The sequence below is a fragment of the Pantoea sp. JK genome (assembly GCF_026130245.1).
Classification (GTDB): Bacteria; Pseudomonadota; Gammaproteobacteria; order Enterobacterales; family Enterobacteriaceae; genus Pantoea; species Pantoea trifolii.
Window position 1 is genome coordinate 281,152 of the sequence record NZ_JAINFN010000005.1, and the last position, 24,962, is coordinate 306,113.

Below are 24,962 nucleotides of genomic sequence, written 5' to 3' on the forward strand. Positions count from 1 at the left end.
CCAAATATGCCGTTTCTGTTTTGGCAGCAAGCGCGTGTCTGGTTAGTACAAGGAGTTCGACCCTTCATGACCACGACTGCTGACGCGCAGACGCAATCCGTTATGCCGCTGGCCTGCACCTCCTTTGCGGTGTTCCTGACTTATCTGACCGCCGGCCTCGCGTTGCCGGTGATCCCGCTGTATGTCCATCATGAACTCGGCATGAGCAACCTGATGGTTGGCGTGGCGGTGGGGATTCAGTTCTTCGCCACGCTGTTGACGCGCAGCTTTGCCGGGCGTCGAGCCGATCAGCACGGTGCGAAACTCACCACGCAGCACGGCATGCTGGCCATCGCGCTGGTGGGCGTGGCGTATCTGGCGGCGGCGTTGTTACCGGTTTCTCCGTGGGCGAAGTTCGGTTTGCTGGCGGTAGGGCGCTTGTTGTTAGGATTTGGCGAAAGTCTGCTGCTGACCGGTAATCTGACCTGGGGCATGGGATTGGTGGGCAGCAAACGGTCCGGATTAGTGATGTCGTGGAACGGCATGGCGATTTATGGATCGCTGGCGGCCGGTGCGCCACTCGGCTTGCTGATCAATCAGTACGGCGGCTTTGCTGCTCTCGGCGCGGTTGCGCTGCTGTTGCCGCTGTTGTCACTGGCGATTAATGGCTGGATCCGCAAAGTGCCGGTGATGGGCGGCGAGCGGCCATCGCTGCTTAGCGTGGTGAAAACTATCTTCCAGCCGGGACTGGCGCTGGCGCTGCAGGGCACCGGTTTTGCGGTGATCGGCACCTTTACATCACTCTATTTTGCAGCGGAGAACTGGGGCAATGCCGGTTTCGCGCTGACCGCCTTCGGCTGTGCGTTTGTGCTGGTGCGGGTGTTCTTTGGCGGCTTGCCGGATCGTCACGGTGGCGTAAAAGTGGCGATGGTTTCCTTGCTGGTGGAAACCGCCGGTCTGCTGCTGCTGGCATTCGCCACTTCCGGCTGGATGGCGCTGATTGGCGCGGCTCTGACCGGCTGCGGCTGCTCGCTGATCTTCCCGGCGCTGGGCGTTGAAGTGATTAAGCGCGTATCGCCACAGATTCGCGGCACCGCGCTTGGCGGTTTCTCGGCATTTCAGGATATCGCCTACGGTGCCAGCGGCCCGTTGACCGGCTTGCTGGCGACGGCGCTGGGTTACGGATCGGTCTATGTCGCGGGTGCCTGCTGTGCGGCGCTGGGTATTCTGGTCACCTGGACGTTTGCACGGAGTGCGATAACAGCGTAACCAGCTTATCGCAGGCGCTGACAATCTCACCGGGCGTCAGCGCGGCAAAGCCCAGCAGCCAGCCCGCTTGCTGCACTTCACCGGCATAAAGCGGCGACAGGCGCGGCAGCAGCAATCCGACTTCGCTGGCTTGTTGCGTGAGTCGCGCTTCATCTCCTTGCAACAGCTGTACCGTCAACTGTAAGCCGCCCGCCGCTGGCAGCGGTTTGAGCCACAGTTGCAGGCGCGTTTCAATTTGCGCCAGCAAGCAGTCACGTCGGCTGCGATAAAGCTGGCGCATCAGGCGCAAATGGCTGGCGAAATGGCCTTGCTGCAGAAACTCCGCGCATATCGCCTGCGGCAGCAACGCGCTGTGACCATCCATCACGCTGCGCGCGCGGCCCAACGGCTCCACCAGTTGTGGCGGCACCACTATCCACGCCAGCCGCAACGACGGGAACAGCGTTTTGGAAAAGGTACCCAGGCAAATCACCCGGCCATCTGCGGTTAATCCTTGCAGCGCCGGAGCGGGTCGATCCTCGTAGTGAAATTCGCTGTCGTAATCGTCCTCGATCAGCCAGCTATCCTGCTGTTGCGCCCACGCCAGCCACTGCAAGCGCCGCGCCAGGCTCATGGCTGTGCCGGTGGGATAATGATGCGCCGGTGTCAGATAGACCAGTTTCGCGCTGCCGCTCAGCGGCACTGCACCTTCAGCATCCAGCGGCATGGCGCGACAGCGCGCCCCGGCCGCAAGAAACGCATTGCGCGCGCCGGGATAATCTGGCTCTTCCAGCCACACTTCGTCACCCGCATCGAGGAACATCAGCGCCAGCAACTGCAGCGCCTGCTGAGAGCTGGTGAGGATCACCACTTGCTCCGCCGTGCAGCGCACGCCACGCGACAGCGCAAGATAATCTGCCACCGCTTGCCGCAGCGAGGGTAATCCAAGCGGATCGCCGTAATCCATCACTTTGCTGCCCAGCGAGCGCTGAACCTGATTGCTGATACGACGCCACTGCGCGTGCGGGAAAGCGCGTAACTCGGGCGAACCGGCGGCAAAGGCGTGAGGAAAGGGCGGATCCTGACAGCCGCCGGTTGCCAAAACCTGCTGGCCGCGCCGGGAAAAGTGTGGCGAGCGCTCGATACCGGTTTTCTGCGTGGGCGACGCCATGCGAATCGACACAAACGTCCCGCGCCCAGCGTGACGCTGCAGATAACCTTCGCTCTCTAACTGTGCGTAAGCCGCCTCCACCGTGACGCGCGACAGCGATAAATCGCTGGCTAACTGGCGGCTGGACGGCAACTTCTGCTCATGGCGCAGATGCCCGTTGGCGATGGCCTGACGCAAGGTATTGCACAGTCGCTCACGTAAACCGCCTTGCGTTTGATGGCTAAACAGCGCGAGAAATGAAGTGGTCACAATGGTCTTATCACTATGCTGGAAGTGGTATCAATATGCAGACCACTTTGCCGTAAACTGGCTGGAAATCACAGCAGGAGAGTGCGATGTCAGCAGTTTTGAAATTTTCCCCAGCCAGCACCAGTGAGAGCGTGACGTATCTGCAACATAAACTGGCGTACTACACCGATGCGTGGGATTTAGCGGAGGATCTGGCGCAGGGCATCACGGCAATTGTGGTGATTGATGCGCGTTCTGACGAGGTGTATCAGGCCGGCCATATTTGCGGAGCTCTCTCTTTTCCGCATCGCACCATGAATGCGGAATCCACTGCGCATCTCGATCGCAGCAAAGTTTACATCACCTATTGCGACGGCATCGGTTGTAACGGTTCAACCAAAGCTGCGCTCAAGCTGGCGTCGTTGAGTTTTCAGGTCAAGGAGTTGATTGGCGGGCTGGATTTCTGGAAGCGCGATGGCCATCCAATGGCGTGGGGCGCGGCAGCGGGTGAATGGCCGCACGCCACGTCCGCTGCCAACTGCGGCTGCTAGATAAACAGCCACAGCAGGAAGATAAACAGGAGGATACCGGCAATCAGCGTGAGTGCCGGACGCTGGGCCAGCGGCTGCGGCAGCATCTGAATAAACGGCGACCAGATTGGCTGCGGACGAATTTGGCTATCGGCCAGCGGCTGCTCATGCAGTTTCTCTGCGCGGCGGCTAAACAGCAGATTCAGCAGATCCTGCGTCTGCGCTGGCGTCAGCACGGTGGTCGGCAGCGCCTGGAAACGTTGCTGGCTGTAATCTTCCAGCAATCGCTGCTCATCGTGTGTTAACGGCTGGCGCAGCGAGGTTTCCAGCATCTGCAAAGTCGGCGCACTGTGCTGAGCCAGCGTCTGGCGCACCTGCAAATACTGCGTCAGCAGCGGGAAGTGGCGTGATGGAATTGGATCGCCACTTTTCAGCTGCACCAGCTTCAGCGTATCGGCCAGCAGTTTCACCGGCGATTCACCGGTTTTTGCCGCAAGACGCGTAACCTGCTGATTCAGCGATTGCTGCTCTGCTGGCAGCAAGCTGCGATCGGACACGCGCGTTTGCTGCGGCTGCGGGATCGCCATCTGGCCGTTTTGCAACATGGTCAGCACCTGACGCAGCTGATCCTGCGACAACGCGCTCAACACCGTTTGATTAAACTGCTGACGAATAAATTCGCTCACCGCCTGGCGATTATTGCCCTGCGGCAATTTCTCCAGCAGCTGTTGCAGCAGCTGGCGCGTAGCGAGGCTGTTTTGCACCTGGGTTAAGCGCCCATTGAGATGCTGTTCCGCCGCCGGGAAGTGGCGCGATTGCAGCTCCGCTTCACTCTTCACCCCAACTTCGTGCCGCACGCCAGCCCAGAGTTCCGGCGCTTTCAGCGTACTCAAAGACATGATGCGCACAATCAGACGTTCCAGCGTGGTGCGCTGGGCAGGAGAAAGCGGCTGCTCACCGGCTGGACCGCCAGGACGCGTCGGGCCAGTGGCCTGAGATAAAGGGGAACGATCGCCCGCGGGCACACCGGGACCGCTGAGAGGTTGCATGGCGGAATCCTTGAAAACGGGTCAGATCCGGGTGCGCCGGAAAAAAGAGGCCACATGATAGCAAAAGCCCCCAGGAAATCCACGGGGGCTGCGGCCTTTCCGGATAATAAAATCAGGCGGCGGGATCGGCAAGGGTTGCGCTACGTGGCTTACGCAGCGGGGTTTTCAGACGTTGCGCCAGAATAACGCCGACTAACGTCATGCTACCGCCAATCCAGTGATAGGCGTGCAGCTGCTCATGCAGGAACATCACGGCAATAATGGCCGTAAACGCCGGTACGAAATTCATAAAAATGCTGGTGGTGCTGGCACCCAGACGCTGCACGCCAAGGATCCACAGGAATGGTGCGATGATCGACGCAAACAGCCCCGCATACAGCACCAGCGGCAGATTATGCATGTTCAACGTGACATCCGGCGCATGCAGGAAGCCAGGCAGCAACAGCAGCACGCCAAAGAAAATCTGTACATACAGGCTTTGCCAGGTTGGCAGCGGAATCGCCCAGCGCTTGGTCAGCACGCCGTACAAGGCGTACGAGGTCGATGCTGCCAGCATCATCAATTCACCATTGCCGAGCCGTTGATTCAGCAACTGCGCCGGATTGCCTTCGCTCACCAGCCACACCAAACCGGCGAAAGACAGCAAGCCGCCAATCAAAATGCCGCACGTCGGCGCAAGGCGCAGCACCACCAGGCTGAGCAAAATGGTCAATAGCGGAATGGTCGCGCCGAGAATCCCCATCATCACCGCAGAAACGCTATGCGCTGCGTAATAGGCGAGGCTTTGATACAGCACCATGCCGAGCAGGCCGAGGATCAGCAATCGCCAGCCGTTGGCTTTAATGGTGTGACGATGGCGCCACACGCCCGGCAGGCAAAACGGTGCTAACACCACCAACGCCAGCAGCCAGCGATAGAAGGAGATCGCCGCAGGATCGATACTTCCCGCCGAGAGTTTGCTGACGATAGTGTTGATCGACCAAATCAGCACCGCGATCAGCGGAAACAGTAAATTCATGATACAGCTCCTCAGATAATCGCGAATAGTTTACGTTTGACCGGTTTATAGCAGATAGTTAAAATCGGACAATATTTGTTAGTGACCGGACAGAATGAATCTACAAGTCGAATACCAGCCGCCGATTGATGCGCCCTTGCTGCGCTTCTTCATGCGTTACGATGAGGTCAACGCCAAAACCGAGTACCTCACGCATGCGCATGATTGGGGCCAGGTGATTTTTGTCACCAGCCACGTACTGGAGATGGAAGTGGAGGGTGAACGTCTGCTGACGCCCGCCGATATTCCGATCTGGATCCCGGCCCGCCATCGTCACAGCAGCTACAACCACAACGAGGCGCGTTTTCGTACCTTTAATCTCGCCGCCGATCTCTGCGCGGGCCTGCCGGATAAAGCCTGTTTATTGCATGTCGATGCCATTGGGCACGCCATCATGAATGATTTTGCCCGCCGTGAACTGGAGCAGCCGCAAACGCAAGCCGACTGGCGCATGTGTGAAGTGTTGATTGATCGCCTGCGTCTGGCGCCGGTGCACAACAGCTATTTGCCGATGTCGGATGACAAATTCCTCGCGCCGATTCTGCGCGCGCTCGAAGCGCATCCCGGCGATAACACCACGCTGGCACAATGGGCGAAGCGCGTGTTCACCACCGAGCGTACGCTAGCGCGACGCTGTCAGCAGCAGTTGAATATGTCGTTCAGCGAGTGGCGGCAACGTTTACGCTTTCTGCGTGCTATCGCGCTGCTGGAGCAGGGCTGCAGCGTGCAGGGCATCGCGCATGAGTTGGGTTACAGCTCGGCCTCGGCGCTGATTGTGATGTTCCAGCAGCAGGCCGGTACCACGCCGGATCGCTATCGCAGCCGGTTAGGTTAATCCCCGGCTTTATGGCAAAATACGCGCCTTAAATTTTTGCAGACAGGACCGCCGCAGTGAAAATTCTCGTCGATGAAAATATGCCTTATGCCCGTGAACTGTTCAGCCGCACCGGCGATGTTGTGGCGGTGCCGGGACGTCCGTTGCCGGAAGCCGAGTTGCAAGATGCCGATGGCCTGATGGTGCGTTCCGTCACCAAAGTGAATGCGGCGCTGCTGGCCGGTACGCCGGTGAAGTTTGTCGGCACCGCGACGGCGGGCACCGATCATATTGATGATGCATCGCTGGCGGCGGCCGGCATCAGCTTCTCTGCGGCGCCAGGCTGTAACGCCATTGCGGTGGTGGAGTATGTGTTCTCCTCGCTGCTGCTGCTGGCGGAGCGCGATGGTTTTGAACTGCGCGATCGCACAGTGGGCATTGTTGGCGTGGGTAATGTCGGCGGCCGCCTGCAGAAGCGTCTGCAAGCCTGGGGCGTGAAAACGCTGCTGTGCGATCCGCCGCGTGCCGATCGTGGCGATCAGGAAACCTTCCATTCGCTGGAAGATCTGGTGGCGCAGGCCGACATCCTAACCTTCCACACGCCGCTGTTTAAAGATGGCCCGTATAAAAGCTGGCATCTGGCCGATGCGGCGCTGCTGATGGCGCTTAAACCCAACACCATTCTGATCAACGCCTGCCGCGGTCCGGTGGTGGATAACGCAGCGCTGCTGGAAGTGCTTAAGATGCGCCACGATCTTAGCGTGGTGCTGGATGTGTGGGAGCCAGAACCGGATCTGTCGCTCGAGCTGCTGGATAAAGTTGATATCGCCACCGCACATATCGCCGGCTACACGCTGGAAGGTAAAGCGCGCGGCACCACACAGGTGTTTGAAGCCTGGTGCGACTTTATTGGCCAGCCGCAACAGGTGGCGCTGGAAAGCCTGCTGCCCGCACCGGAATTTGGTTCTGTCACCCTGCGCGGCAAGCTCGATCAGCCAACGCTAAAACGCTTGGTGCATCTGGTGTATGATGTGCGCCGCGACGATGCGCCACTGCGTAAAGTGGCGGCAAAGCCAGGCGAGTTTGATCGCCTGCGCAAGCAATATGAAGAGCGTCGTGAATGGTCATCGCTGCAGGTGCATTGCGATGATGCGGAGACGGCGTTGATGCTCAATCAACTTGGCTTCCGCGCCAGTTTGTAAAGAAATTTCAATCACCTGCAATATTGCGGGGGATAATTCCTAAATCTCGGGCGGTGTTTTCACCGCCTTCTGTTTTTGTGTCAATCTCTGGAGTAACCAACATGTCTGACGGCTGGAATATCGCGCTTTTGGGCGCAACAGGCGCAGTAGGGAACGCTGTACTGGAACTGCTGGCTGAACGCCAGTTCCCGGTTGGTGAGTTGTATCTGCTGGCGAGTGAAAACGGTGCCGGTGAGAACAAACGTTTTGAGGGACGTACCGTGCTGGTTCAGGACGCGGCCGAATTTGACTGGACGCAGGTGCAGCTGGCGTTCTTCACTGCGGGTCGTGAAGCCTCGGCGCGCTATGCCGAAGAAGCCGCTAGCCAGGGGTGTCTGGTCATCGATAGCAGCGACTTGTTCGCGCTCGAACCGGACGTGCCGCTGGTGGTGCCAGATGTGAATCCACAAGTGCTGGCGGATTACCGCAATCGCAACATCATTACCGTTGCCGACAGCCTGGTGAGCCAGCTGCTGTGTGCAATCAAACCGCTGGTGGATCTCGCCGGTCTGAGCCGTTTGCAGGTCACCAACCTGATTGCGGCTTCCAGTCACGGCAAAGCGGCGGTTGATGGCCTGGCCGGTGAAAGTGCGCGTTTGCTGAACGGCGTACCTGCGGAGCAGCATTACTTTGGCCGCCAGCTGGCGTTCAACATTCTGCCGCTGCTGGCTGACAGCAATGGCAGCGTGGAGAGTGAGCGTCGCGTGGTTGAGCAGGTGCGTAAAGTACTGCAGGACGAAGGTTTGCCAATTGTAGTAAGCAGTGTCCAGGCACCGGTGTTCTACGGCAATGCGCAGATCGTGCACGTGGAGAATCTGCGCCCGCTTTCCGCTGAAGAAGCGCGCGATGAACTGGGCCGCTCCGGGGATATCAACCTGAGCGAAGAGAGCGATTACCCAACGCAGGTGGGCGATGCATCTGGCAGCGACGTGCTGAGCATTGGCTGCGTGCGCAATGATTACGGCATCCCAGAGCTGCTACAGTTCTGGTCGGTGGCAGACAACATCCGTTTCGGCGGTGCACTGATGGCGGTGAAAACGGCTGAGAAACTGGTGCAGGAGTATTTCTATTAATGTTGCCTGAAGGTAAGACGCTTAAGCTGGCGTTGGGTATTGAATACGATGGCAGCCGTTATTACGGCTGGCAGCGGCAAAATGAAGTGCGCAGCGTACAGGAAAAGCTGGAAAAGGCGCTGTCGAAAGTGGCCGATCATCCGGTGGTGGTGTTCTGCGCGGGCCGTACCGATGCTGGCGTGCACGGCACCGGACAAGTGGTGCATTTCGAAACCACTTCGCCGCGCGCTGATGCGGCCTGGACGTTGGGTGTGAATGCCAATCTGCCTGATGACATCGCGGTGCGTTGGGTGAAAGCGGTGCCGGAGGAGTTCCATGCGCGTTTTAGCGCGACGGCACGCCGCTATCGTTACGTGATTTACAACCATCGGCTGCGCCCGGCGATTCTGGGCAATGGTATTACCCATTATTACCATCCGCTGGATGCGGAGAAGATGCAGCGCGCCGGGCAGGCGCTGATTGGCGAGAATGACTTCACCTCGTTCCGCGCGGTGCAGTGTCAGTCACGCACGCCGTGGCGCAACGTGATGCATCTCAATGTCACGCGTCATGGACCGTATGTGGTGGTGGATATTAAAGCCAACGCCTTTGTGCATCACATGGTGCGTAACATTGTTGGCAGCCTGATGGAAATCGGCACCGGTAATCAGCCGGAAGAGTGGATGGCGACGCTGCTGGCGGCCAAAGATCGTAAGCTGGCGGCGGCGACCGCCAAAGCCGAGGGGCTTTATCTGGTGGCGGTGGATTATCCATCCCACTTTGCATTACCTCAGCCTGCGTTGGGACCGTTGTTCCTCGCGGATTAACCGTTAATTGTTGGGTGTTAGGGGAGTTGTGGTTATATGGATTTCATCCACTTTTTAGTCGATTTTATTCTGCATATTGATGTGCATTTGGCCGAACTGGTGGCGCAGTACGGCATCTGGATTTACGCCATTCTGTTCCTGATTCTGTTCTGTGAAACCGGTTTGGTGGTCACGCCGTTCCTGCCAGGCGATTCCCTGCTGTTTGTTGCCGGTGCGCTGGCGGCGCTGCCGGGTAACGATCTCAACGTGCATCTGATGGTGACGCTGTTGGTGATCGCCGCCATCCTCGGTGATGCGGTGAACTACACCATTGGTCGTCTGTTCGGTGAGAAGCTGTTCAGTAACCCGAATTCGAAAATTTTCCGTCGCAGTTACCTGGATAAAACCCACGCGTTCTACGATCGCCACGGTGGCAAAACCATTATACTTGCGCGCTTTGTACCAATCGTGCGAACCTTTGCCCCCTTTGTGGCAGGGATGGGACACATGTCTTATCGCCACTTCGCGCTCTACAATGTTACGGGCGCACTGCTGTGGGTGCTGCTGTTCTCTTACGCCGGTTACCTGTTTGGCGACCTGCCGATTGTGCAGGAGAACCTGAAGCTGCTGATCGTTGGCATCATCGTGGTTTCCATACTGCCAGGCGTAATTGAAGTGTGGCGTCACCGCCGCCAGCAGAAGTCACAGTAAGCTCGTAACCAGATTTTTATCCACAGCGTGAACGGGTTGTGGTTTAATGAGCGACATTTACGGCCTGCTGAAGGTGATTTCAGCAGCAATGAGAAGACTGGACCAGGTCAGCATTAAATAGAAAGGTCATCAATGAGCTGGATTGAACGCATACTGAATAAAAGCACTGCCACGCCAACGCGCAAAGCCAGCATCCCGGAAGGGGTGTGGACCAAGTGCGATAGCTGTGGACAGGTGCTGTACCGCGCCGAGCTGGAGCGTAACCTCGAGGTCTGCCCGAAGTGCGACCATCACATGCGCATGCACGCCCGTGAGCGTCTGCATAGCATGCTGGATGAAGGTTCGCTGGTTGAGCTAGGTAGCGAGCTGGAACCGAAGGATCTGCTGAAGTTCCGCGACTCGAAGAAGTATAAAGACCGTTTGGTCGCCGCACAGAAAGATACCGGCGAGAAAGACGCGCTGGTGGCGATGAAAGGCACGCTGCACGGCATGCCGATTGTTGCTGTGGCCTTTGAGTTCTCCTTTATGGGCGGCTCAATGGGTTCAGTGGTTGGCGCGCGCTTTGTGCGTGGTGTTGAGCAGGCGTTGGAAGACAACTGCCCACTGATCTGCTTCTCCGCGTCAGGCGGTGCACGTATGCAGGAAGCGCTACAGTCGCTGATGCAGATGGCGAAAACCAGTGCGGCACTGGCGAAAATGCAGGAGCGCGGCTTGCCGTACATCTCCGTGCTGACCGATCCAACCATGGGCGGCGTTTCAGCCAGCTTCGCGATGTTGGGCGATCTCAACGTGGCGGAACCGAAAGCGCTGATCGGCTTTGCCGGTCCACGCGTTATCGAGCAAACCGTGCGTGAAAAACTGCCGCCGGGCTTCCAGCGCAGTGAGTTCCTGATTGAGAAAGGCGCGATCGACATGATCATCCGTCGTCCGGAAATGCGCTTTAAGCTGGCAAGCCTGCTGGCGAAAATGATGAACCTGCCAGCGCCGCAGCTGGATGGTGATCAGCCTAATGTGGCTGAGCCGGAGAGCAACGAAGCCTGACAGGCAACGGAAAGGCACTTACGTCCTTTCCTCCAATGCACCGTCTACATTGAATACTTAAGGTTGCATCCGACATGGCCCGCGACCTTAAGTTATTTAATGTATTGATTTTTAACGGGACACATGGATAATTCTCTTCCTCAAGCCACGTCGCCTTTGGCCACGTGGCTTCATTATCTTGAGCATCTGCACTCGCAGGCCATTGAACTGGGTCTGGATCGTATTCAACGCGTCGCCGCACGCCTCGACCTGCTCAAACCCGCTCCTTTTGTCTTCACCGTCGCCGGTACAAACGGCAAAGGCACCACCTGCCGTACGCTGGAAACGCTGTTGATGGCCGCGGGCTATCGCGTGGGCGTTTACAGCTCGCCCCATCTGGTGCGTTACACCGAACGCGTGCGTGTGCAGGGCGCTGAACTGGATGAAGCGCAGCACAGCGCCAGTTTTGCCGCGATTGAAGCTGGGCGCGGTGACATTTCACTGACCTACTTTGAGTTCGGCACCTTGTCGGCTTTCAATCTTTTCCGCGCGGCGAATCTCGACGTGGTGATCCTTGAAGTCGGCCTGGGCGGACGTCTTGATGCCACCAATATTGTCGATGCCGATGTGGCGGTGATCACCAGCATCGCGCTGGATCACACCGATTGGCTGGGTCCGGATCGTGAAAGTATCGGCCGGGAAAAAGCCGGCGTGTTCCGCGCAGGTAAACCGGCCATCGTCGGTGAAGCCGATATGCCGGGCACCATCGCGGATGTTGCGGCGGAGAAGGGCGCAGTATTGTTGCAGCGCAATCGCGACTGGCAGTGGCTGCAAACCGGTGCCAGCTGGATGTTGCAGGATGCGCATGGCGAGCTGCGTGATTTACCGCTGCCGCAGGTGCCGTTAGCCAATGCCGCCACCGCGCTGACTGCGCTGCGTGCGTCGGGTTTAACGGTGAGCGAAGCGATTATTCGTCAGCATCTGCCGCTTGCGATTCTGCCGGGGCGTTTTCAGACCGTCAGCGAAGCGCCGCGCGTGATCCTCGATGTGGCGCACAATCCGCATGCCGCTTATTATCTGGCTTCACGTCTGGAAGAAGAGCCACATAGCGGTGAAGTGCATGCGGTGGTCGGGATGCTGCACGACAAAGATATCGCGGGAACGTTGGCGGCGCTGGCGCCTCAGGTTGACCGCTGGTACTGCGCGCCGCTCGACGGCCCGCGCGGTGCCTCCGCCGATGAGCTTCTCGCTCATCTGGATGGCGGCGTGGCTTACAGCAATGTTGATGCAGCCTGGCAAGCGGCGCGTCAGCAGGCGCGTCCCGAAGATGTGATTCTGGTGTGTGGCTCTTTCCACACCGTAGCGCAGGTTATGGAATCGATGGCAGCGGAGAACGGCAGTGGCAAGTAAGTTCCAAAATCGCTTAGTCGGTACGGTCATTCTGGTGGCGATTGGTGTCATCGTATTGCCCGGCCTGCTGGACGGTAAGAAGAAGCACTATAAAGAAGAGTTCGCCGCCATTCCGCTGGTGCCAAAACCGGACGATCAGCAGGATAGCGAAATGGTGCCGCCGGTGACGCAACCCTTACCGGCGCAGCCGCCGGAAGGGGCGGGCGCGGCACAAAATCAGAACGGCGGTAAGACCGCCACCAACGGCAGCGAGCAGCCCACGCAGAATAGCGAGCCAAGCGTAGTGACCCCGCCGCCGGTGCATCAGCAAGTGCAGCCGAAACCGGTTGAACAGCCGAAGCCAAAACCGGTCGAGCAGCCGAAACCGAAGCCGGTTGAACAGCCGAAGCCAAAACCGGTTGAGCAACCGAAGCCGAAGCCTGTTGAGCAGCCGAAGCCGGTTGAACAGCCAAAACCGGTGGAAACGCCGAAGCAGAGTGAACCTGCAGCGCCAGCCGGTCAGGCGTTTGTGGTGCAGCTCGGTGCGCTGAAGAATGCGGCGAAAGTAAGCGAGATTGTGGCGCAGCTGCGGCTTTCCGGTTATCGCGCCTTCACCGTGCCGTCGACGCCGGTGCAGGGACAAATCACCCGTATTTACGTCGGTCCGGACGCGAACAAAGCCAAGCTGCAAGGCTCGCTGAGTGAGCTGCAAAGCATCTCCGGCCTCGGTGGTGTGGTGAAACCCTATAGCGCCAGATAAAGTGCTGATAAGCCGCGCCGATAACAGAAAAAGGCGCGGCTTTACAAAATTTTCGTAGCGAAGCGCGGTGATAAAATCATTGAATATCAGGGGATTAAATCCCTGATAATACACAGGGCGAGGAAAGTTTTTTTCATCGCCCTTTTTGCGGAAACAGAACCGGAAAACCCTACGCAAACGTTTTCTTTTTCTGTTAGAATGCGCCCCGAACTGGATGCAGGGGTGCGATAGCACTGGGCTGGAAGAGTTCATGATCTGGATTGATTACGTCATTATTGCGGTAGTTGGTTTTTCGGCTCTGGTCAGCCTGATTCGTGGGTTTGTCCGGGAAGCCTTATCTCTCGTTACCTGGGGATGCGCGTTTTTTGTCGCCAGTCATTATTACGCCTACCTTGCAGTCTGGTTTACCGGTTTTAGCGACGAACTGGTACGCAACGGCATCGCCATCGCGGTGTTATTCGTTGCTACCCTGATTGTGGGTGCCATCGTCAACTATGTCATCGGCTCGCTGGTTGAAAAAACTGGCTTGTCGGGAACCGACAGGGTGTTGGGTGTCTGTTTCGGGGCGTTGCGTGGCGTGCTGATCGTGTCTGCTATGCTGTTCTTCCTCGATACATTCACCGGCTTTTCGAAAAGTCCGGACTGGCAACAGTCGCAACTTATCCCCGAATTCAGTTACATCATCAGGTGGTTTTTCGATTACCTGAAAAGTACGTCGAGTTTTTTACCCCGGTGACACCATCGGGCGTGCGGCTAATGAGGAAAAGACAATATGTGCGGTATTGTTGGTATCACCGGTTTTATGCCAGTAAACCAGTCAATCTATGACGCGTTAACGGTGCTTCAGCACCGCGGGCAGGATGCCGCCGGCATTTGTACCATCGATGCTATTAACTGCTTCCGTTTGCGTAAGGCTAACGGCCTGGTCAGCGATGTGTTCGAAGCCCGCCACATGCAGCGTCTGCAGGGCAACATCGGCATTGGCCATGTGCGCTACCCAACCGCAGGCAGCTCCAGCGCCTCTGAAGCGCAGCCTTTCTACGTGAACTCCCCTTACGGCATCACGTTGGCGCATAACGGCAACCTGACCAATGCCCATGAACTGCGTAAACAGCTGTTCGAAACGGGTCGCCGTCACGTCAATACCACCTCAGATTCCGAAATCCTGCTGAATATCTTTGCGCAGGAGCTGGACCGTTTTCAGCACTATCCGCTGGAAGCTGACAACATTTTTGCTGCGGTGGCGGCGGTGCATCAGCAGGTGCGCGGCGCTTACGCAGTGGTTTCAATGATTATCGGACACGGCATGGTCGCCTTCCGCGATCCCAACGGTATTCGTCCGCTGGTGCTGGGCAAGCGCGTTATCGCCGACGGCCGCACCGAATACATGGTGGCGTCAGAAAGCGTGGCGCTGGATACGCTGGGCTTCGAGTTCATTCGTGACGTAGCACCAGGCGAAGCGGTGTACATCACCGAGCAGGGCCAGCTCTCGACGCGTCAGTGCGCCGAGAACCCGAAAACCAATCCATGCCTGTTCGAGTACGTCTATTTTGCCCGTCCGGATTCGTTCCTCGACAAAATCTCGGTGTACAGCGCGCGCGTGCGCATGGGCACCAAGCTGGGCAACAAAATTGCCCGCGAGTGGGAAGATCTGGATATCGACGTAGTGATTCCGATTCCGGAAACCTCCACTGATATCGCGCTGGAAATCGCACGCATCCTCGACAAGCCGTATCGTCAGGGCTTCGTGAAGAACCGCTACGTTGGCCGCACCTTTATCATGCCAGGCCAGCAGCAGCGTCGCAGCGCGGTTCGCCGTAAACTGAACGCCAACCGTGCTGAGTTCCGTGATAAGAACGTGTTGCTGGTGGATGACTCCATCGTACGCGGCACCACGTCCGAGCAAATCATTGAAATGGCACGTGAAGCGGGCGCGAAAAAAGTGTATCTCGCCTCGGCGGCACCAGAAATTCGTTTCCCGAACGTCTACGGCATCGATATGCCTAGCGCGACCGAACTGATTGCGCACGGCCGTGAAGTGGATGAGATTTGCCAGCTGATCAAAGCCGATGCGCTGATTTTCCAGGATCTCAACGATCTGATTGAAGCGGTACGTGAAGAGAATCCGGATATCGCCAACTTCGAGTGCTCGGTATTTAACGGCATCTACGTCACCAAAGACGTCGATCAACAGTACCTTGAGTATCTGCAGTCGCTGCGTAATGACGATTCCAAAGCCATTGCGCGTCAGACTGAAGTGGAAGGGCTGGAGCTGCACAACGAAGGCTAAGCCCGAGGTTGTGGCAAAGTAAAAGCAGGGCGGGCGCAATCCCGCCCTGTTTGTTTTTGTATTTTTGTTCAGCGAGCCGCTATCATTGCCGCAATCTGAACCTGCAAGGCTGAATTATGAAACGACTGATCATTGGTATTTCCGGCGCCAGCGGCGCGATCTACGGCGTGCGCATGTTGCAAGTGCTGCAACCGCTGGCGGAGGTGGAAACCCATTTGGTGATCAGCCCCGCCGCGCGGCAAACGCTGGCGCTGGAGACCGATTTCAGCCTGCGTGAAGTGCAAGCGATGGCCGATGTGGTGCATGACGTACGCGATATCGCTGCCAGCATCTCATCCGGATCCTACAAAACCCTCGGCATGGCGATTGCGCCGTGCTCGATGAAAACGCTGTCGGGCATTGTGCACAGCTACAGCGACAGCCTGCTGACCCGCGCCGCTGACGTGGTGCTGAAAGAGCAGCGTAAACTGGTGCTGTGCGTGCGTGAAACGCCGCTGCATCTGGGACATCTGCGCATGATGACCACGGCGGCTGAATTGGGCGCGCTGATCATGCCGCCGGTGCCGGCGTTTTATCATCGTCCGCAATCGATCGGCGATTTAGTCGATCAAACGGTGAATCGCGTGCTCGATCAGTTCGATATTGAGCTGCCGGAAGATCTTTTCACTCGCTGGAGTGGCGCATAATGGTGCATTAATGCACTGCTCGTGTGCAAATTCGCGTGTGCGATCACTCTTCGTGCATCTTGTGCACCAAAAGTTAACAATGTCGCTTTTTCTTCCTCACACCGCTGTTATATTTCCCTCACAAACTAAGTGCTTGCGCCGCTAACCGGCGCAGTATTTAGCGCGCTTGCGCAGCGTTTCGCCAATTCGCATAACTGGCATGAAACCTGCACAGCTTACAGCGCAAAACCAACACATCACGCACCACATAACAATAAGCACTTCACTTGAGGGTTACCTATGAAAAAGCGAGTTCTGGCTCTTTCTCTGATGCTGACAATGGTAAGTAGCGCGAGCGTCTTCGCCGCTGTACCGCAGTCGCTGCGCATCGGAACTGACCCGACGTATCCGCCATTCGAATCCAAGAACGCGCAAGGTCAGCTGGTTGGCTTTGATATCGATCTGGCGAACGAAATTTGTAAGCGTATCAAGACTAAATGTACTTATGTGGAAAGTGATTTCGATGCGCTGATCCCGTCGCTGAAAGCGAAGAAGATCGACGCCATCATCTCTTCTCTCTCAATCACCGAAAAGCGTCAGGAAGAGATCAACTTCTCTGAAAAACTGTACGCCGCGAACGCGCGCTTAGTGGCACCGAAAGGCTCAACGCTGCAACCAACAATTGAATCGTTGAAAGGCAAAAACATCGGTCTGCTGCAGGGCACCACCCAGGAAACTTATGCAAAAGAGTACTGGCAGCCAAAAGGTGTCACCGTTACGCCTTACGCTAACCAGGATCTGGTGTATCAGGATCTGAATGCAGGTCGTATTGATGCCGCGTTCCAGGATGAAGTGCAGGCGAGCGAAGGCTTCCTGAAACAGCCTGTTGGCGCTAAGTATGCTTTTGCGGGTCCAGCGGTGAAAGATGAAAAAGTCTTTGGCGTGGGTACCGGTATGGGATTGCGTAAAGATGACGCAGACCTGAAAGCGGCGATCGATAAAGCCTTTAACGAGATGCGCAAAGACGGCACTTACGACAAGATTGCTAAGAAGTACTTTGATTTCAACGTGTACGGCGATTAATTATCCTGTTTCCTAATCCTGGTCTGTGAAATGCAGGAAGGTTGCACATAAGTATTCACTCCGGGCGCTTACATATGTAAACTGCCCGGCTTCATACGCTTGCCGCCATCCACCCTGCGATTCAAATCTCCTGGTTAGGACTGTCCGTCAGTTGGGCAGCGTTTGACATTTACCCTCACGACAGGATTGAACCCATGTTGTATGGCTATTCCGAAGTAATCCTCAAGGGCACCCTTGTGACGCTGGAGCTGGCACTCAGTTCCGTGTTGCTGGCGGTGGTGCTCGGCTTAATTGGCGCTGGCGCCAAACTTTCACGCAGTCGCCCGCTGGCGATGCTGTTTGAAGGCTACACCACCTTAATCCGCGGTGTGCCTGATTTGGTGTTGATGCTGCTGATCTTCTACGGTCTGCAGATCGCGCTGAATACCCTCACCGATGCGCTGGGACTGGCGCAGTTTGATATCGATCCGATGGTCGCCGGTATTATCACGCTCGGCTTTATCTACGGCGCTTACTTTACCGAAACCTTCCGTGGTGCGTTTCTGGCGGTGCCAAAAGGGCAGATCGAAGCGGCAACCGCGTTTGGTTTCACCGGCTCGCAAACCTTCCGTCGCATTCTGTTCCCGGCGATGATGCGTTTTGCGCTGCCGGGCATCGGTAACAACTGGCAGGTTATTCTTAAAGCCACGGCGCTGGTTTCGCTGCTGGGGCTGGAAGATGTGGTGAAAGCCACGCAGCTGGCTGGCAAAAGTACCTGGCAGCCGTTCTACTTCGCCATTGTGGCGGGTGTGATTTATCTGGTGTTTACCACGCTGTCGAACGGCGTGCTGTGGTGGCTTGAACGTCGCTACACGGTGGGTGTGAAAAGGGCAGAGCTATGATTGAGATTATTCAGGAGTATTGGAAACAGCTGCTCTGGACCGATGGTTACCGTTTTACCGGCATCGCGATTACGCTGTGGTTATTGATCATCTCGGTGGTGATTGGCGGTTCGCTCGCGGTGCTGCTGGCGATTGCGCGCGTCTCTTCTAACCGCTTTATCTCTACGCCGGTTTGGCTGTTCACCTATGTGTTTCGCGGCACGCCGCTGTATGTGCAACTGCTGGTGTTCTACTCCGGCATGTACACGCTGGAAGTGGTGAAAGGCACTGAGCTGCTGAACGCCTTCTTCCGCAGTGGACTTAATTGTACGCTGCTGGCATTCACGCTGAATACCTGCGCCTATACCACCGAAATCTTTGCCGGTGCGATTCGTTCGGTGCCGCACGGGGAAATCGAAGCGGCGCGCGCCTATGGCTTCTCGCCGTTTAAATTGTATCGCTGCATCATTCTGCCTTCGGCGCTGCGTACCGCGCTGCCGGCGTACAGCAACGAAGTGATCCTGATGCTGCACTCCACCGCGCTGGCGTTTACCGCGACGGTGCCGGATCTGTTAAAAATCGCGCGCGATATCAACTCGGCCACCTATCAGCCGTTTACCGCGTTTGGCATCGCTGCGGTGCTGTATCTGATTATCTCTTACGGGCTGATTAGCTTGTTCCGCAAAGCTGAGCAACGCTTCCTGGCGCACGTAAAACCTTCTTCATCGCATTGAGTATCACTATGGCTGACAATAAATTAAGCGTTACCGAACTGCACAAACGTTACGGTGAACATGAAGTTCTGAAAGGCGTATCGCTGCAGGCGAATGCCGGCGATGTGATCAGCATTATTGGCTCGTCCGGTTCCGGGAAAAGTACCTTCTTACGCTGCATTAACTTCCTCGAGAAACCGAGCGAAGGCACCATTGCGGTCAACAACCAGCAGATCAATCTGGTGCGCGACACCGATGGTCAACTGAAAGTCGCTAACAAAGAGCAGCTGCGTATGCTGCGTACGCGCCTGACGATGGTGTTTCAGCACTTCAACCTGTGGAGCCACATGACGGTGCTGGATAATGTCACCGAAGCACCGATTCAGGTGCTGGGGCTGAGCAAGGCGGAAGCGCGCGAGCGGGCGATTAAGTATCTGGATAAAGTCGGCATTGATGCGCGTGCGCGTGCCAAATATCCGGTGCATCTCTCTGGTGGTCAGCAGCAGCGCGTGTCGATTGCGCGTGCGTTGGCGATGGAGCCCGAAGTGTTGCTGTTTGACGAACCCACTTCGGCGCTGGATCCAGAGCTGGTCGGCGAAGTACTGCGCATCATGCAGAAGCTGGCGGAAGAGGGCAAAACCATGGTGGTGGTGACGCACGAGATGGAGTTTGCTCGTCACGTCTCTAATCATGTGATCTTCCTGCATCAGGGCAAGATTGAGGAACAAGGTTCGCCGGATGAGCTGTTCGGTAACCCGAAGAGCCCACGCTTGCAGCAGTTTTTAAAGGGATCGTTGAAGTAGATTGTGCCCGCTGTCCCCCATCCTGGTCCGTGCTGGCTGCCCCCCTCCTCGGTCCTCCCCCATAAATGGGGGAGGAAGATCCTGCAATATGTCAGTGTTGAAGTTGCATGTGGCAGCGTCTCCTTCCCCCGCTTGCGGGGGAAGGCCGGGATGGGGGACAACCAACACCCTCTACCCCCGCAACAACTTCAGCGCTGTATCCTCATCGGTCACCAGACCTGACACCCAGCCGCCCTGCAGCGCGGCGCGGATCGCCGGATATTTACGCTCGCTGCCGGCAAAGCCAATAATCTGGCGTTGCGTCTTACTCTCCAGCAACACGCTGGTGAGCAGTTCATCGGTTTCACCCAATACGCGTTCACCTTGCTGATTGAAAAAATGCCCCAGCATTTCGCCGACCACGCCGCGCGCGTTGAGCGCTGCTACTTGCGCATCGGTGATAAAGCCTTCGGCATGCAGCGGACAACCGGGTTGCACTTCACCAATGCCGACGAAGGCGACATCCGCCTGCAATGCGCGCTGTGTCACGCGTTGGTAAACCTGATGCTGAATCCACATCGCTTTATCTTCGGGCGTATCCGCATACAGCGGCGCAGGAATGAAGAAATATTTGCCCTGCATCTTCTCTGCCATCTTCAGCGGCACGTCGTAACGCGTACCCGAATCGTCCCGCGCAATCGCGCCAATCATCGACACGCATTGATGCTGTGGTCGCTCAACCCAGGGAAGCACATCGATCATCGAGCGCAGCGTCTTACCAGAACCAATGCCAAACACCTGCGGCTGCTCCTCGCTGATGTATTGCGCCATCACGGCCGCGCCTTCAACTGCCAGCATCTGCTGAATAGCGTCATCATCCAGATTGGCGGAAGGCACCACGCGACACAGTTGCAGGCCAAACTTCTCCTGAACCTCGCGCGCCAGATGCAAACAGTGGGTGACGGGATGATCGATCTTTACGCTGACCATGCCCATTTCACGCGCGCTGGAGACCAAACGCTGCGCCACCTGACGCGACAATCCTAATGCGCGCGCAATCTCCTGCTGCGTTACGCCCGCCACGTAATACATCCAGGCCGCACGTGCTGCCAGTTCTTGTTTTTTCTCTTCTCTGCTCATCGCGCTGTTCCGTCAAAACCGGTGCGCCATGTTAACGCGAGATGCCGGTTAAGTGTTAACTGAGCAAAAGCCCTAAAAAAGAGCAAAAGTATTAATTGTGATTTGGCTCGCAGAACATGGCTGCGGGCTCGCACTATGCTACGCGTCATCGGGCAAATGCCCTTAATCGTGGCAAATGTTTATTTTGAGGCAGTTATGACCAATCAATCAGTGTGGATGCATATCGGCGCAGGCTCTTTTCACCGTGCTCATCAGGCATGGTATCTGCATAAATTACGTGCCGAGGGCGATGACAGCTGGAGCATCGCCCTCGGCAATATCCGCGAGGATGCCGCGCCGTTGCTGCAGAAACTCGCTGCGCAAGATGGCAAGTACGTGCTGGAAACTGTGACGCCAGAGGGCGAACGGGCCTACGAAACCATCACTTCACTGCGTAAAATCCTGCCGTGGGATAGCAATATCAGCGCACTGGTTGAGCAGGGTGCGAAAAGTGAAACCCGTGTGATTGGTTTTACCGTCACTGAAGCCGGTTACTATTTGACGCCAGAATTCGAACTGGACCTGACGCAACCGGATGTACAGGCCGATGTGAAAGGCGACATCCGCACGATTTATGGCGCGCTGGCGCGCATCCTCACGCAGCGCGTGGCGAACGGTGGCGCGCCGGTTACGCTGCTCAACTGCGATAACCTGCGCCACAACGGCGAACGTTTCCGTCACGGCTTCCTGGCGTTTCTTGCGGCCAAAGGCGATAACGCCTTAGCGAATTGGGTGCGCGAAAATACCACATCGCCCAATACCATGGTGGATCGCATTACGCCGCGCCCGACGCCGGATGTGGCTGAGCGCGTCAAGGCCGCCACCGGTAAAGACGATGGCGCGGCGGTGATGGCCGAATCTTTTATTCAATGGGTGATTGAAGATGACTTCATTGCCGGTCGCCCGGCGCTGGAGAAGGTTGGCGTTGAACTGGTGGAATCGGTATTGCCGTGGGAAGAGGCGAAAATCCGTATCCTCAACGCCACGCATGCGGCGATTGCCTGGGCAGGCACGCTGATTGGCCTCAATTACATCGATGACAGCATGCGTCAGCCAACCATCTATCAACTGGCATATGACTACGTGACGCAGGATGTGATGCCATCGCTGTCGCCAAGCCCGCTGAATTTGGCTGAGTACCGCGATGTGGTTCTGGCGCGCTTCAGTAATCCCTATATCAAAGACACCAACCAGCGTGTAGGTGCTGATGGTTTGTCGAAAATCCCCGGCATGGTGACGCCAACTCTGCGCGAATGCTATCAACGCGGCGCAGAACCAGCGGCCACCGCGGTGCTGCCTGCGCTGTTCTTCCTGTTCCTGCAGCGCTGGGCCAGTGATGATTTGCCTTACACCTATCAGGATGGCGTGCTGCAAGCCGATGCGCTGCGCCAGCAGTTTAGCCGCTCTGATGCACTGAACGCTTTCCTCAGCGATAGCGCGCTGTTTGGCGAGCTGGCACAGGAGAAGGCGTTTCATGCGCTGGTGACGCGCAGCGTGGCGGATCTGCAGCTGTGGCTGAAACAGCCAGAACGCGCGCTGGCCGCAGTGTAAGGAGCGCAGCATGTATCTGGGAATGGATATTGGTACTTCGGAGCTCAAAGCGCTGATCATCAATGCGCAGGGCGAGATCATCGCCTCGAATCACGCCACGCTCAACGTGCAGCGCCCGCATGCACACTGGGCGGAGCAAGATCCAGAACGCTGGTGGCAAGCGTGTGGTGAAGTGCTTGCTGGATTACGCCAGCAGGCTGCACAGGCGTGGAGCGAGATTCGCGCCATTGGCTTGTCGGGACAAATGCACGGCGCGGTGCTGCTGGATGCGCAGGGCGAGGTGCTGCGTCCGTGCATTCTGTGGAATGACACGCGCAGCGCGCCGCAGTGTGAAGCGTTGAGCAGGCAACATCCAGAGATGATGCAAGTTAGCGGCAATATGATCATGCCGGGCTTTACCGCACCCAAACTGCGTTGGGTGGCGGAACATGAGCCAGAGATTTTCCGTCGCATCGACAAAGTGCTGCTGCCGAAAGATTATCTGCGCTGGCGTTTGACTGGACGCTTTGTCAGTGAACCTTCAGATGCGGCGGGCACGCTGTGGCTTGACGTAGCAAAGCGCGACTGGTCTGACGAATTGCTGGCTATCACTGGACTGACGCGCGCCAACATGCCGGAGCTTGTGGAAGGCAGCGTCGTCAGCGCCACATTAAAAGCCGATCTGGCAAGTGAATGGGGTTTATCGGCCGCAGTCTGCGTGGCGGGCGGCGCGGGCGACAATGCTGCTTCGGCAGTCGGCGTTGGCGCGGTCAATCCGGGCGATGCCTTTATCTCGCTGGGAACCTCCGGCGTGATCTTTGTGGTCAACGATCGCTTACTGGCCGATCCGCAATCGGGCGTGCACGCTTTCTGCCACGCCTTGCCCGAACGCTGGCACCAGATGAGCGTGATGCTCAGTGCCGCCAGCTGCCTGCGCTGGCTGTGCAATCTGCTATCAGTGACCGAAAGCCAATTAATGGAAGAGATGGCACAGCTCAGCGAGGAACAGCGGCGGCATGCGCCGGTTTTCCTGCCCTATCTCTCCGGTGAACGCACACCGCACAACGATCCTGACGCCTCCGGTTCTTTCTTCAATCTGCGCCATGAAACGCCACGCGCGCTGCTCGGCTACGCGGTGATTGAAGGCGTGGCATTTGGTCTGGCCGACGGTTTCGCGGTGCTCGGCGATGCGCAGCGCCAGATTCAGCAGTGCAGCCTGACCGGCGGCGGGGCGCGCAGCACGCTGTGGGCGCAGTTGATCGCCGATGTGCTGCAACTGCCGATCGTCACGCATCCCGCCAGCGCGTCCGGCGCTTTAGGAGCTGCGCGTCTGGCGTGGCTGGCCGCGGGTGGTGTGGAGAGCGAAGTTTGCCTTAAACCGCCGGTGCAGGCGCGTTATCAGCCAGATGCTGCGCGTGGCGAGGTGCTGCAGCAGCGATTGCAGCTGTTCCGCACGCTCTATGCCCAACAACAGCAGGCGCGAGCATTGCTACCTGAATAATTCCAGACAGAGGATGAATGAGATGCAATCGAATGATTACTGGTTTGGCTTACCGAAAAAGATGTTCTGGGGCTTCCTCGCCATTGCTATTTTTATGGCGGGTGACGGCTTTGAAATGGCGTTTCTATCGCGCCATATCACCGATATGGGCTTCACGCCGGCGCAGTCAGCGGTGGTGTTTACCTTCTACGGACTGGCGGCGGCATTGGCAGCCTGGGCATCGGGCGTGGTGGCGGAACTGATTACGCCTCAGCGTGCCATGATGATTGGTTTCGTGCTGTGGATCGTGATGCACACGCTGTTTATGTCGTTGGGTCTTGGCATGCGCAACTATCCGCTGATGGTGCTGTTCTACGGCATTCGCGGTCTGGCGTATCCGCTATTCATTTACTCATTCATGATGATGCTGGTACAGGTGCTGCCGCGTGAAAAACTGGCGGCCGCCACCGGTTGGTTCTGGGCGATGTATTCCGTCGGCATCGGTGTGGTTGGCAGCTATTTGCCGAGTCTGACCATCCCGATGCTGGGCGAAACCGGTACGCTGTGGCTGGCGATCATTTGGGTTGCCTGCGGTGGCGTGCTGGCTTACTTCAGCTTGCGTCATGTGCCGGTTGACCGTTCGCGCGTCAATTTGCCGATGCGCGACAAAATGACCGAAATGTCGCGCGCGGTAACCATTCTGTTTACCAACCAGCACGTGTTTTATGCCTGTTTAATTCGCATCATCAACACGCTGTCGTTGTTTGGTTTTGCCATTATCATGCCGCTACTGTTTGTTGATCGCCTTGGTTTTACCATTTCCGAGTGGCTGCAAATCTGGGCGGTGTTCTTCTTCGTCACCATTTTTACCAACATTTTCTGGGGCATTACCGGCGAGAAGCTGGGTTGGATCCGTCAGGTGCGCTGGTTTGGTTGCCTCGGTATGGCGATTTCCAGTCTGGCGTTTTACTATCTGCCGCTGTATGCCGGACATAACTTCTGGGTGGCGTTGATTCCGGCGGTGATGTTGGGGATTTTTGTTGCGGCCTTTGTGCCGATGACTGCAGTGTTTCCAACGCTCGAGCCGCATCATAAAGGTGCTGCGGTATCCATTTACAATCTGTCGGCTGGACTAAGTAACTTTGTTGCGCCTGCGATCGCTTCGGTGATGTTGCCGTTTTTCGATATCGTTGGCGTGGTGTGGGCGTATACCGCGCTGTATGTGTTTGCTGGTGTACTGACCTTTATTATTCGTGTGCCGCAGCCGGGACATGCGCATGAACCGGCTGCAGTGAAATCACGGGTGGCGCAGCAAAGGAGTTAAT

At 57.1% G+C, this 24,962-nt stretch carries 24 protein-coding genes; 20 read left to right on the plus strand and 4 right to left on the minus strand.

Going from position 1 to position 24,962, the window contains the following annotated elements; genetic code table 11:
* Positions 1 to 66: 66 nt before the first annotated feature.
* Positions 67 to 1,248, plus strand: a complete 1,182-nt coding sequence (locus PanJK_RS13695) for an MFS transporter (RefSeq protein WP_265300425.1) — start codon at positions 67 to 69, stop codon at positions 1,246 to 1,248.
* On the opposite strand, the gene PanJK_RS13700 is transcribed toward PanJK_RS13695, so the two are convergent.
* Entirely contained in the window at positions 1,211 to 2,647 is a 1,437-nt protein-coding gene (locus PanJK_RS13700) for a PLP-dependent aminotransferase family protein (protein ID WP_265300427.1), read from the minus strand. The two genes, PanJK_RS13695 and PanJK_RS13700, sit on opposite strands and share 38 nt — an antisense overlap.
* 86 nt (positions 2,648 to 2,733) lie before the next feature.
* Between PanJK_RS13700 and PanJK_RS13705 the strand changes: the two genes are divergently transcribed.
* Positions 2,734 to 3,177 carry a rhodanese-like domain-containing protein gene (locus tag PanJK_RS13705; RefSeq protein ID WP_265300430.1) on the plus strand — a complete coding sequence of 148 codons (444 nt, stop codon included), beginning with the start codon at positions 2,734 to 2,736 and terminating at the stop codon, positions 3,175 to 3,177.
* Here PanJK_RS13705 and flk read toward each other — a convergent pair.
* Positions 3,174 to 4,205: a flagella biosynthesis regulator Flk gene (gene flk / locus PanJK_RS13710; RefSeq protein WP_265300432.1), complete on the minus strand. Its 1,032-nt coding sequence runs from the start codon at positions 4,203 to 4,205 to the stop codon at positions 3,174 to 3,176. The two genes, PanJK_RS13705 and flk, sit on opposite strands and share 4 nt — an antisense overlap.
* A gap of 112 nt (positions 4,206 to 4,317) precedes the next feature.
* Positions 4,318 to 5,223, minus strand: coding sequence for a DMT family transporter (locus PanJK_RS13715; RefSeq protein ID WP_265300434.1), 906 nt, complete (start codon positions 5,221 to 5,223; stop codon positions 4,318 to 4,320).
* A 94-nt stretch (positions 5,224 to 5,317) separates the two neighbouring features.
* Here PanJK_RS13715 and PanJK_RS13720 point away from each other — a divergent pair, with 94 nt between their 5' ends.
* The 15 genes from PanJK_RS13720 (at position 5,318) to hisP (ending at position 19,469) form a co-directional block, all read left to right on the plus strand.
* Entirely contained in the window at positions 5,318 to 6,097 is a 780-nt protein-coding gene (locus PanJK_RS13720) for an AraC family transcriptional regulator (protein ID WP_256696986.1), read from the plus strand.
* Between the two features lie 56 nt (positions 6,098 to 6,153).
* A complete protein-coding gene (gene pdxB, locus PanJK_RS13725; RefSeq protein ID WP_265300437.1) occupies positions 6,154 to 7,278 on the plus strand; it encodes a 4-phosphoerythronate dehydrogenase PdxB in 1,125 nt (374 codons plus the stop codon).
* A gap of 101 nt (positions 7,279 to 7,379) precedes the next feature.
* The gene (locus tag PanJK_RS13730; protein ID WP_265300439.1) at positions 7,380 to 8,390 is read left to right on the plus strand and encodes an aspartate-semialdehyde dehydrogenase; all 1,011 of its coding nucleotides are present in this window, start codon (positions 7,380 to 7,382) and stop codon (positions 8,388 to 8,390) included.
* A complete protein-coding gene (truA, locus tag PanJK_RS13735) occupies positions 8,390 to 9,196 on the plus strand; it encodes a tRNA pseudouridine(38-40) synthase TruA (protein ID WP_091003723.1) in 807 nt (268 codons plus the stop codon). Before PanJK_RS13730 ends, truA begins: the two co-directional genes overlap by 1 nt.
* A 36-nt stretch (positions 9,197 to 9,232) precedes the next feature.
* The gene (locus PanJK_RS13740) at positions 9,233 to 9,886 is read left to right on the plus strand and encodes a DedA family protein (protein ID WP_061717855.1); all 654 of its coding nucleotides are present in this window, start codon (positions 9,233 to 9,235) and stop codon (positions 9,884 to 9,886) included.
* 132 nt (positions 9,887 to 10,018) lie between these two features.
* Positions 10,019 to 10,927 carry an acetyl-CoA carboxylase, carboxyltransferase subunit beta gene (gene accD / locus PanJK_RS13745; RefSeq protein WP_008105205.1) on the plus strand — a complete coding sequence of 303 codons (909 nt, stop codon included), beginning with the start codon at positions 10,019 to 10,021 and terminating at the stop codon, positions 10,925 to 10,927.
* A 123-nt stretch (positions 10,928 to 11,050) separates the two neighbouring features.
* Positions 11,051 to 12,316 (plus strand): bifunctional tetrahydrofolate synthase/dihydrofolate synthase, encoded by a 1,266-nt coding sequence (gene folC, locus PanJK_RS13750; RefSeq protein ID WP_265300447.1) that lies wholly within the window; start codon positions 11,051 to 11,053, stop codon positions 12,314 to 12,316.
* On the plus strand, positions 12,306 to 13,055 hold the full coding sequence (dedD, locus tag PanJK_RS13755; protein WP_008105201.1) for a cell division protein DedD: 750 nt from the start codon (positions 12,306 to 12,308) through the stop codon (positions 13,053 to 13,055). Before folC ends, dedD begins: the two co-directional genes overlap by 11 nt.
* A gap of 250 nt (positions 13,056 to 13,305) precedes the next feature.
* On the plus strand, positions 13,306 to 13,791 hold the full coding sequence (cvpA, locus tag PanJK_RS13760) for a colicin V production protein (RefSeq protein ID WP_008105200.1): 486 nt from the start codon (positions 13,306 to 13,308) through the stop codon (positions 13,789 to 13,791).
* Positions 13,792 to 13,827: 36 nt separating this feature from the next.
* A complete protein-coding gene (purF, locus tag PanJK_RS13765) occupies positions 13,828 to 15,345 on the plus strand; it encodes an amidophosphoribosyltransferase (RefSeq protein WP_008105199.1) in 1,518 nt (505 codons plus the stop codon).
* 116 nt (positions 15,346 to 15,461) lie between these two features.
* On the plus strand, positions 15,462 to 16,031 hold the full coding sequence (locus tag PanJK_RS13770) for a UbiX family flavin prenyltransferase (protein ID WP_061717852.1): 570 nt from the start codon (positions 15,462 to 15,464) through the stop codon (positions 16,029 to 16,031).
* 279 nt (positions 16,032 to 16,310) lie between these two features.
* On the plus strand, positions 16,311 to 17,093 hold the full coding sequence (gene argT, locus PanJK_RS13775) for a lysine/arginine/ornithine ABC transporter substrate-binding protein ArgT (RefSeq protein WP_008105195.1): 783 nt from the start codon (positions 16,311 to 16,313) through the stop codon (positions 17,091 to 17,093).
* A 194-nt stretch (positions 17,094 to 17,287) separates the two neighbouring features.
* Positions 17,288 to 17,974, plus strand: coding sequence for a histidine ABC transporter permease HisQ (locus PanJK_RS13780; RefSeq protein WP_008105192.1), 687 nt, complete (start codon positions 17,288 to 17,290; stop codon positions 17,972 to 17,974).
* The gene (locus PanJK_RS13785; RefSeq protein WP_008105190.1) at positions 17,971 to 18,687 is read left to right on the plus strand and encodes an ABC transporter permease; all 717 of its coding nucleotides are present in this window, start codon (positions 17,971 to 17,973) and stop codon (positions 18,685 to 18,687) included. Before PanJK_RS13780 ends, PanJK_RS13785 begins: the two co-directional genes overlap by 4 nt.
* A gap of 8 nt (positions 18,688 to 18,695) precedes the next feature.
* On the plus strand, positions 18,696 to 19,469 hold the full coding sequence (gene hisP, locus PanJK_RS13790; protein ID WP_265300453.1) for a histidine ABC transporter ATP-binding protein HisP: 774 nt from the start codon (positions 18,696 to 18,698) through the stop codon (positions 19,467 to 19,469).
* Positions 19,470 to 19,640: 171 nt separating this feature from the next.
* Here hisP and PanJK_RS13795 read toward each other — a convergent pair whose 3' ends face one another.
* On the minus strand, positions 19,641 to 20,588 hold the full coding sequence (locus PanJK_RS13795) for a sugar-binding transcriptional regulator (protein WP_256696982.1): 948 nt from the start codon (positions 20,586 to 20,588) through the stop codon (positions 19,641 to 19,643).
* A gap of 195 nt (positions 20,589 to 20,783) precedes the next feature.
* Between PanJK_RS13795 and dalD the strand changes: the two genes are divergently transcribed.
* The 3 genes from dalD to PanJK_RS13810 are packed head-to-tail and all read left to right on the plus strand — an operon-like array spanning position 20,784 to position 24,961.
* Complete coding sequence (dalD, locus tag PanJK_RS13800; RefSeq protein WP_265300456.1) at positions 20,784 to 22,178, plus strand: D-arabinitol 4-dehydrogenase; 1,395 nt, start codon at positions 20,784 to 20,786, stop codon at positions 22,176 to 22,178.
* A gap of 10 nt (positions 22,179 to 22,188) precedes the next feature.
* A complete protein-coding gene (gene xylB / locus PanJK_RS13805; RefSeq protein WP_265300459.1) occupies positions 22,189 to 23,658 on the plus strand; it encodes a xylulokinase in 1,470 nt (489 codons plus the stop codon).
* A gap of 22 nt (positions 23,659 to 23,680) precedes the next feature.
* A complete protein-coding gene (locus PanJK_RS13810) occupies positions 23,681 to 24,961 on the plus strand; it encodes an MFS transporter (protein ID WP_265300461.1) in 1,281 nt (426 codons plus the stop codon).
* Position 24,962 lies beyond the last annotated feature (1 nt).

What these genes read in the sequence shown, in the direction of transcription:
- argT (WP_008105195.1), top strand. Translation starts at nt 16,311, where the DNA reads ATGAAAAAGCGAGTTCTGGCTCTTTCTCTGATGCTGACAATGGTAAGT.
- PanJK_RS13705 (WP_265300430.1), top strand. Translation starts at nt 2,734, where the DNA reads ATGTCAGCAGTTTTGAAATTTTCCCCAGCCAGCACCAGTGAGAGCGTG.
- PanJK_RS13770 (WP_061717852.1), top strand. Translation starts at nt 15,462, where the DNA reads ATGAAACGACTGATCATTGGTATTTCCGGCGCCAGCGGCGCGATCTAC.
- PanJK_RS13740 (WP_061717855.1), top strand. Translation starts at nt 9,233, where the DNA reads ATGGATTTCATCCACTTTTTAGTCGATTTTATTCTGCATATTGATGTG.
- PanJK_RS13780 (WP_008105192.1), top strand. Translation starts at nt 17,288, where the DNA reads ATGTTGTATGGCTATTCCGAAGTAATCCTCAAGGGCACCCTTGTGACG.
- PanJK_RS13695 (WP_265300425.1), top strand. Translation starts at nt 67, where the DNA reads ATGACCACGACTGCTGACGCGCAGACGCAATCCGTTATGCCGCTGGCC.
- truA (WP_091003723.1), top strand. Translation starts at nt 8,390, where the DNA reads ATGTTGCCTGAAGGTAAGACGCTTAAGCTGGCGTTGGGTATTGAATAC.
- hisP (WP_265300453.1), top strand. Translation starts at nt 18,696, where the DNA reads ATGGCTGACAATAAATTAAGCGTTACCGAACTGCACAAACGTTACGGT.
- PanJK_RS13795 (WP_256696982.1), bottom strand. Translation starts at nt 20,588, where the DNA reads ATGAGCAGAGAAGAGAAAAAACAAGAACTGGCAGCACGTGCGGCCTGG.
- PanJK_RS13720 (WP_256696986.1), top strand. Translation starts at nt 5,318, where the DNA reads ATGAATCTACAAGTCGAATACCAGCCGCCGATTGATGCGCCCTTGCTG.
- folC (WP_265300447.1), top strand. Translation starts at nt 11,051, where the DNA reads ATGGATAATTCTCTTCCTCAAGCCACGTCGCCTTTGGCCACGTGGCTT.
- cvpA (WP_008105200.1), top strand. Translation starts at nt 13,306, where the DNA reads ATGATCTGGATTGATTACGTCATTATTGCGGTAGTTGGTTTTTCGGCT.
- PanJK_RS13785 (WP_008105190.1), top strand. Translation starts at nt 17,971, where the DNA reads ATGATTGAGATTATTCAGGAGTATTGGAAACAGCTGCTCTGGACCGAT.
- PanJK_RS13730 (WP_265300439.1), top strand. Translation starts at nt 7,380, where the DNA reads ATGTCTGACGGCTGGAATATCGCGCTTTTGGGCGCAACAGGCGCAGTA.
- xylB (WP_265300459.1), top strand. Translation starts at nt 22,189, where the DNA reads ATGTATCTGGGAATGGATATTGGTACTTCGGAGCTCAAAGCGCTGATC.
- PanJK_RS13810 (WP_265300461.1), top strand. Translation starts at nt 23,681, where the DNA reads ATGCAATCGAATGATTACTGGTTTGGCTTACCGAAAAAGATGTTCTGG.
- PanJK_RS13715 (WP_265300434.1), bottom strand. Translation starts at nt 5,223, where the DNA reads ATGAATTTACTGTTTCCGCTGATCGCGGTGCTGATTTGGTCGATCAAC.
- purF (WP_008105199.1), top strand. Translation starts at nt 13,828, where the DNA reads ATGTGCGGTATTGTTGGTATCACCGGTTTTATGCCAGTAAACCAGTCA.
- accD (WP_008105205.1), top strand. Translation starts at nt 10,019, where the DNA reads ATGAGCTGGATTGAACGCATACTGAATAAAAGCACTGCCACGCCAACG.
- flk (WP_265300432.1), bottom strand. Translation starts at nt 4,205, where the DNA reads ATGCAACCTCTCAGCGGTCCCGGTGTGCCCGCGGGCGATCGTTCCCCT.
- dalD (WP_265300456.1), top strand. Translation starts at nt 20,784, where the DNA reads ATGACCAATCAATCAGTGTGGATGCATATCGGCGCAGGCTCTTTTCAC.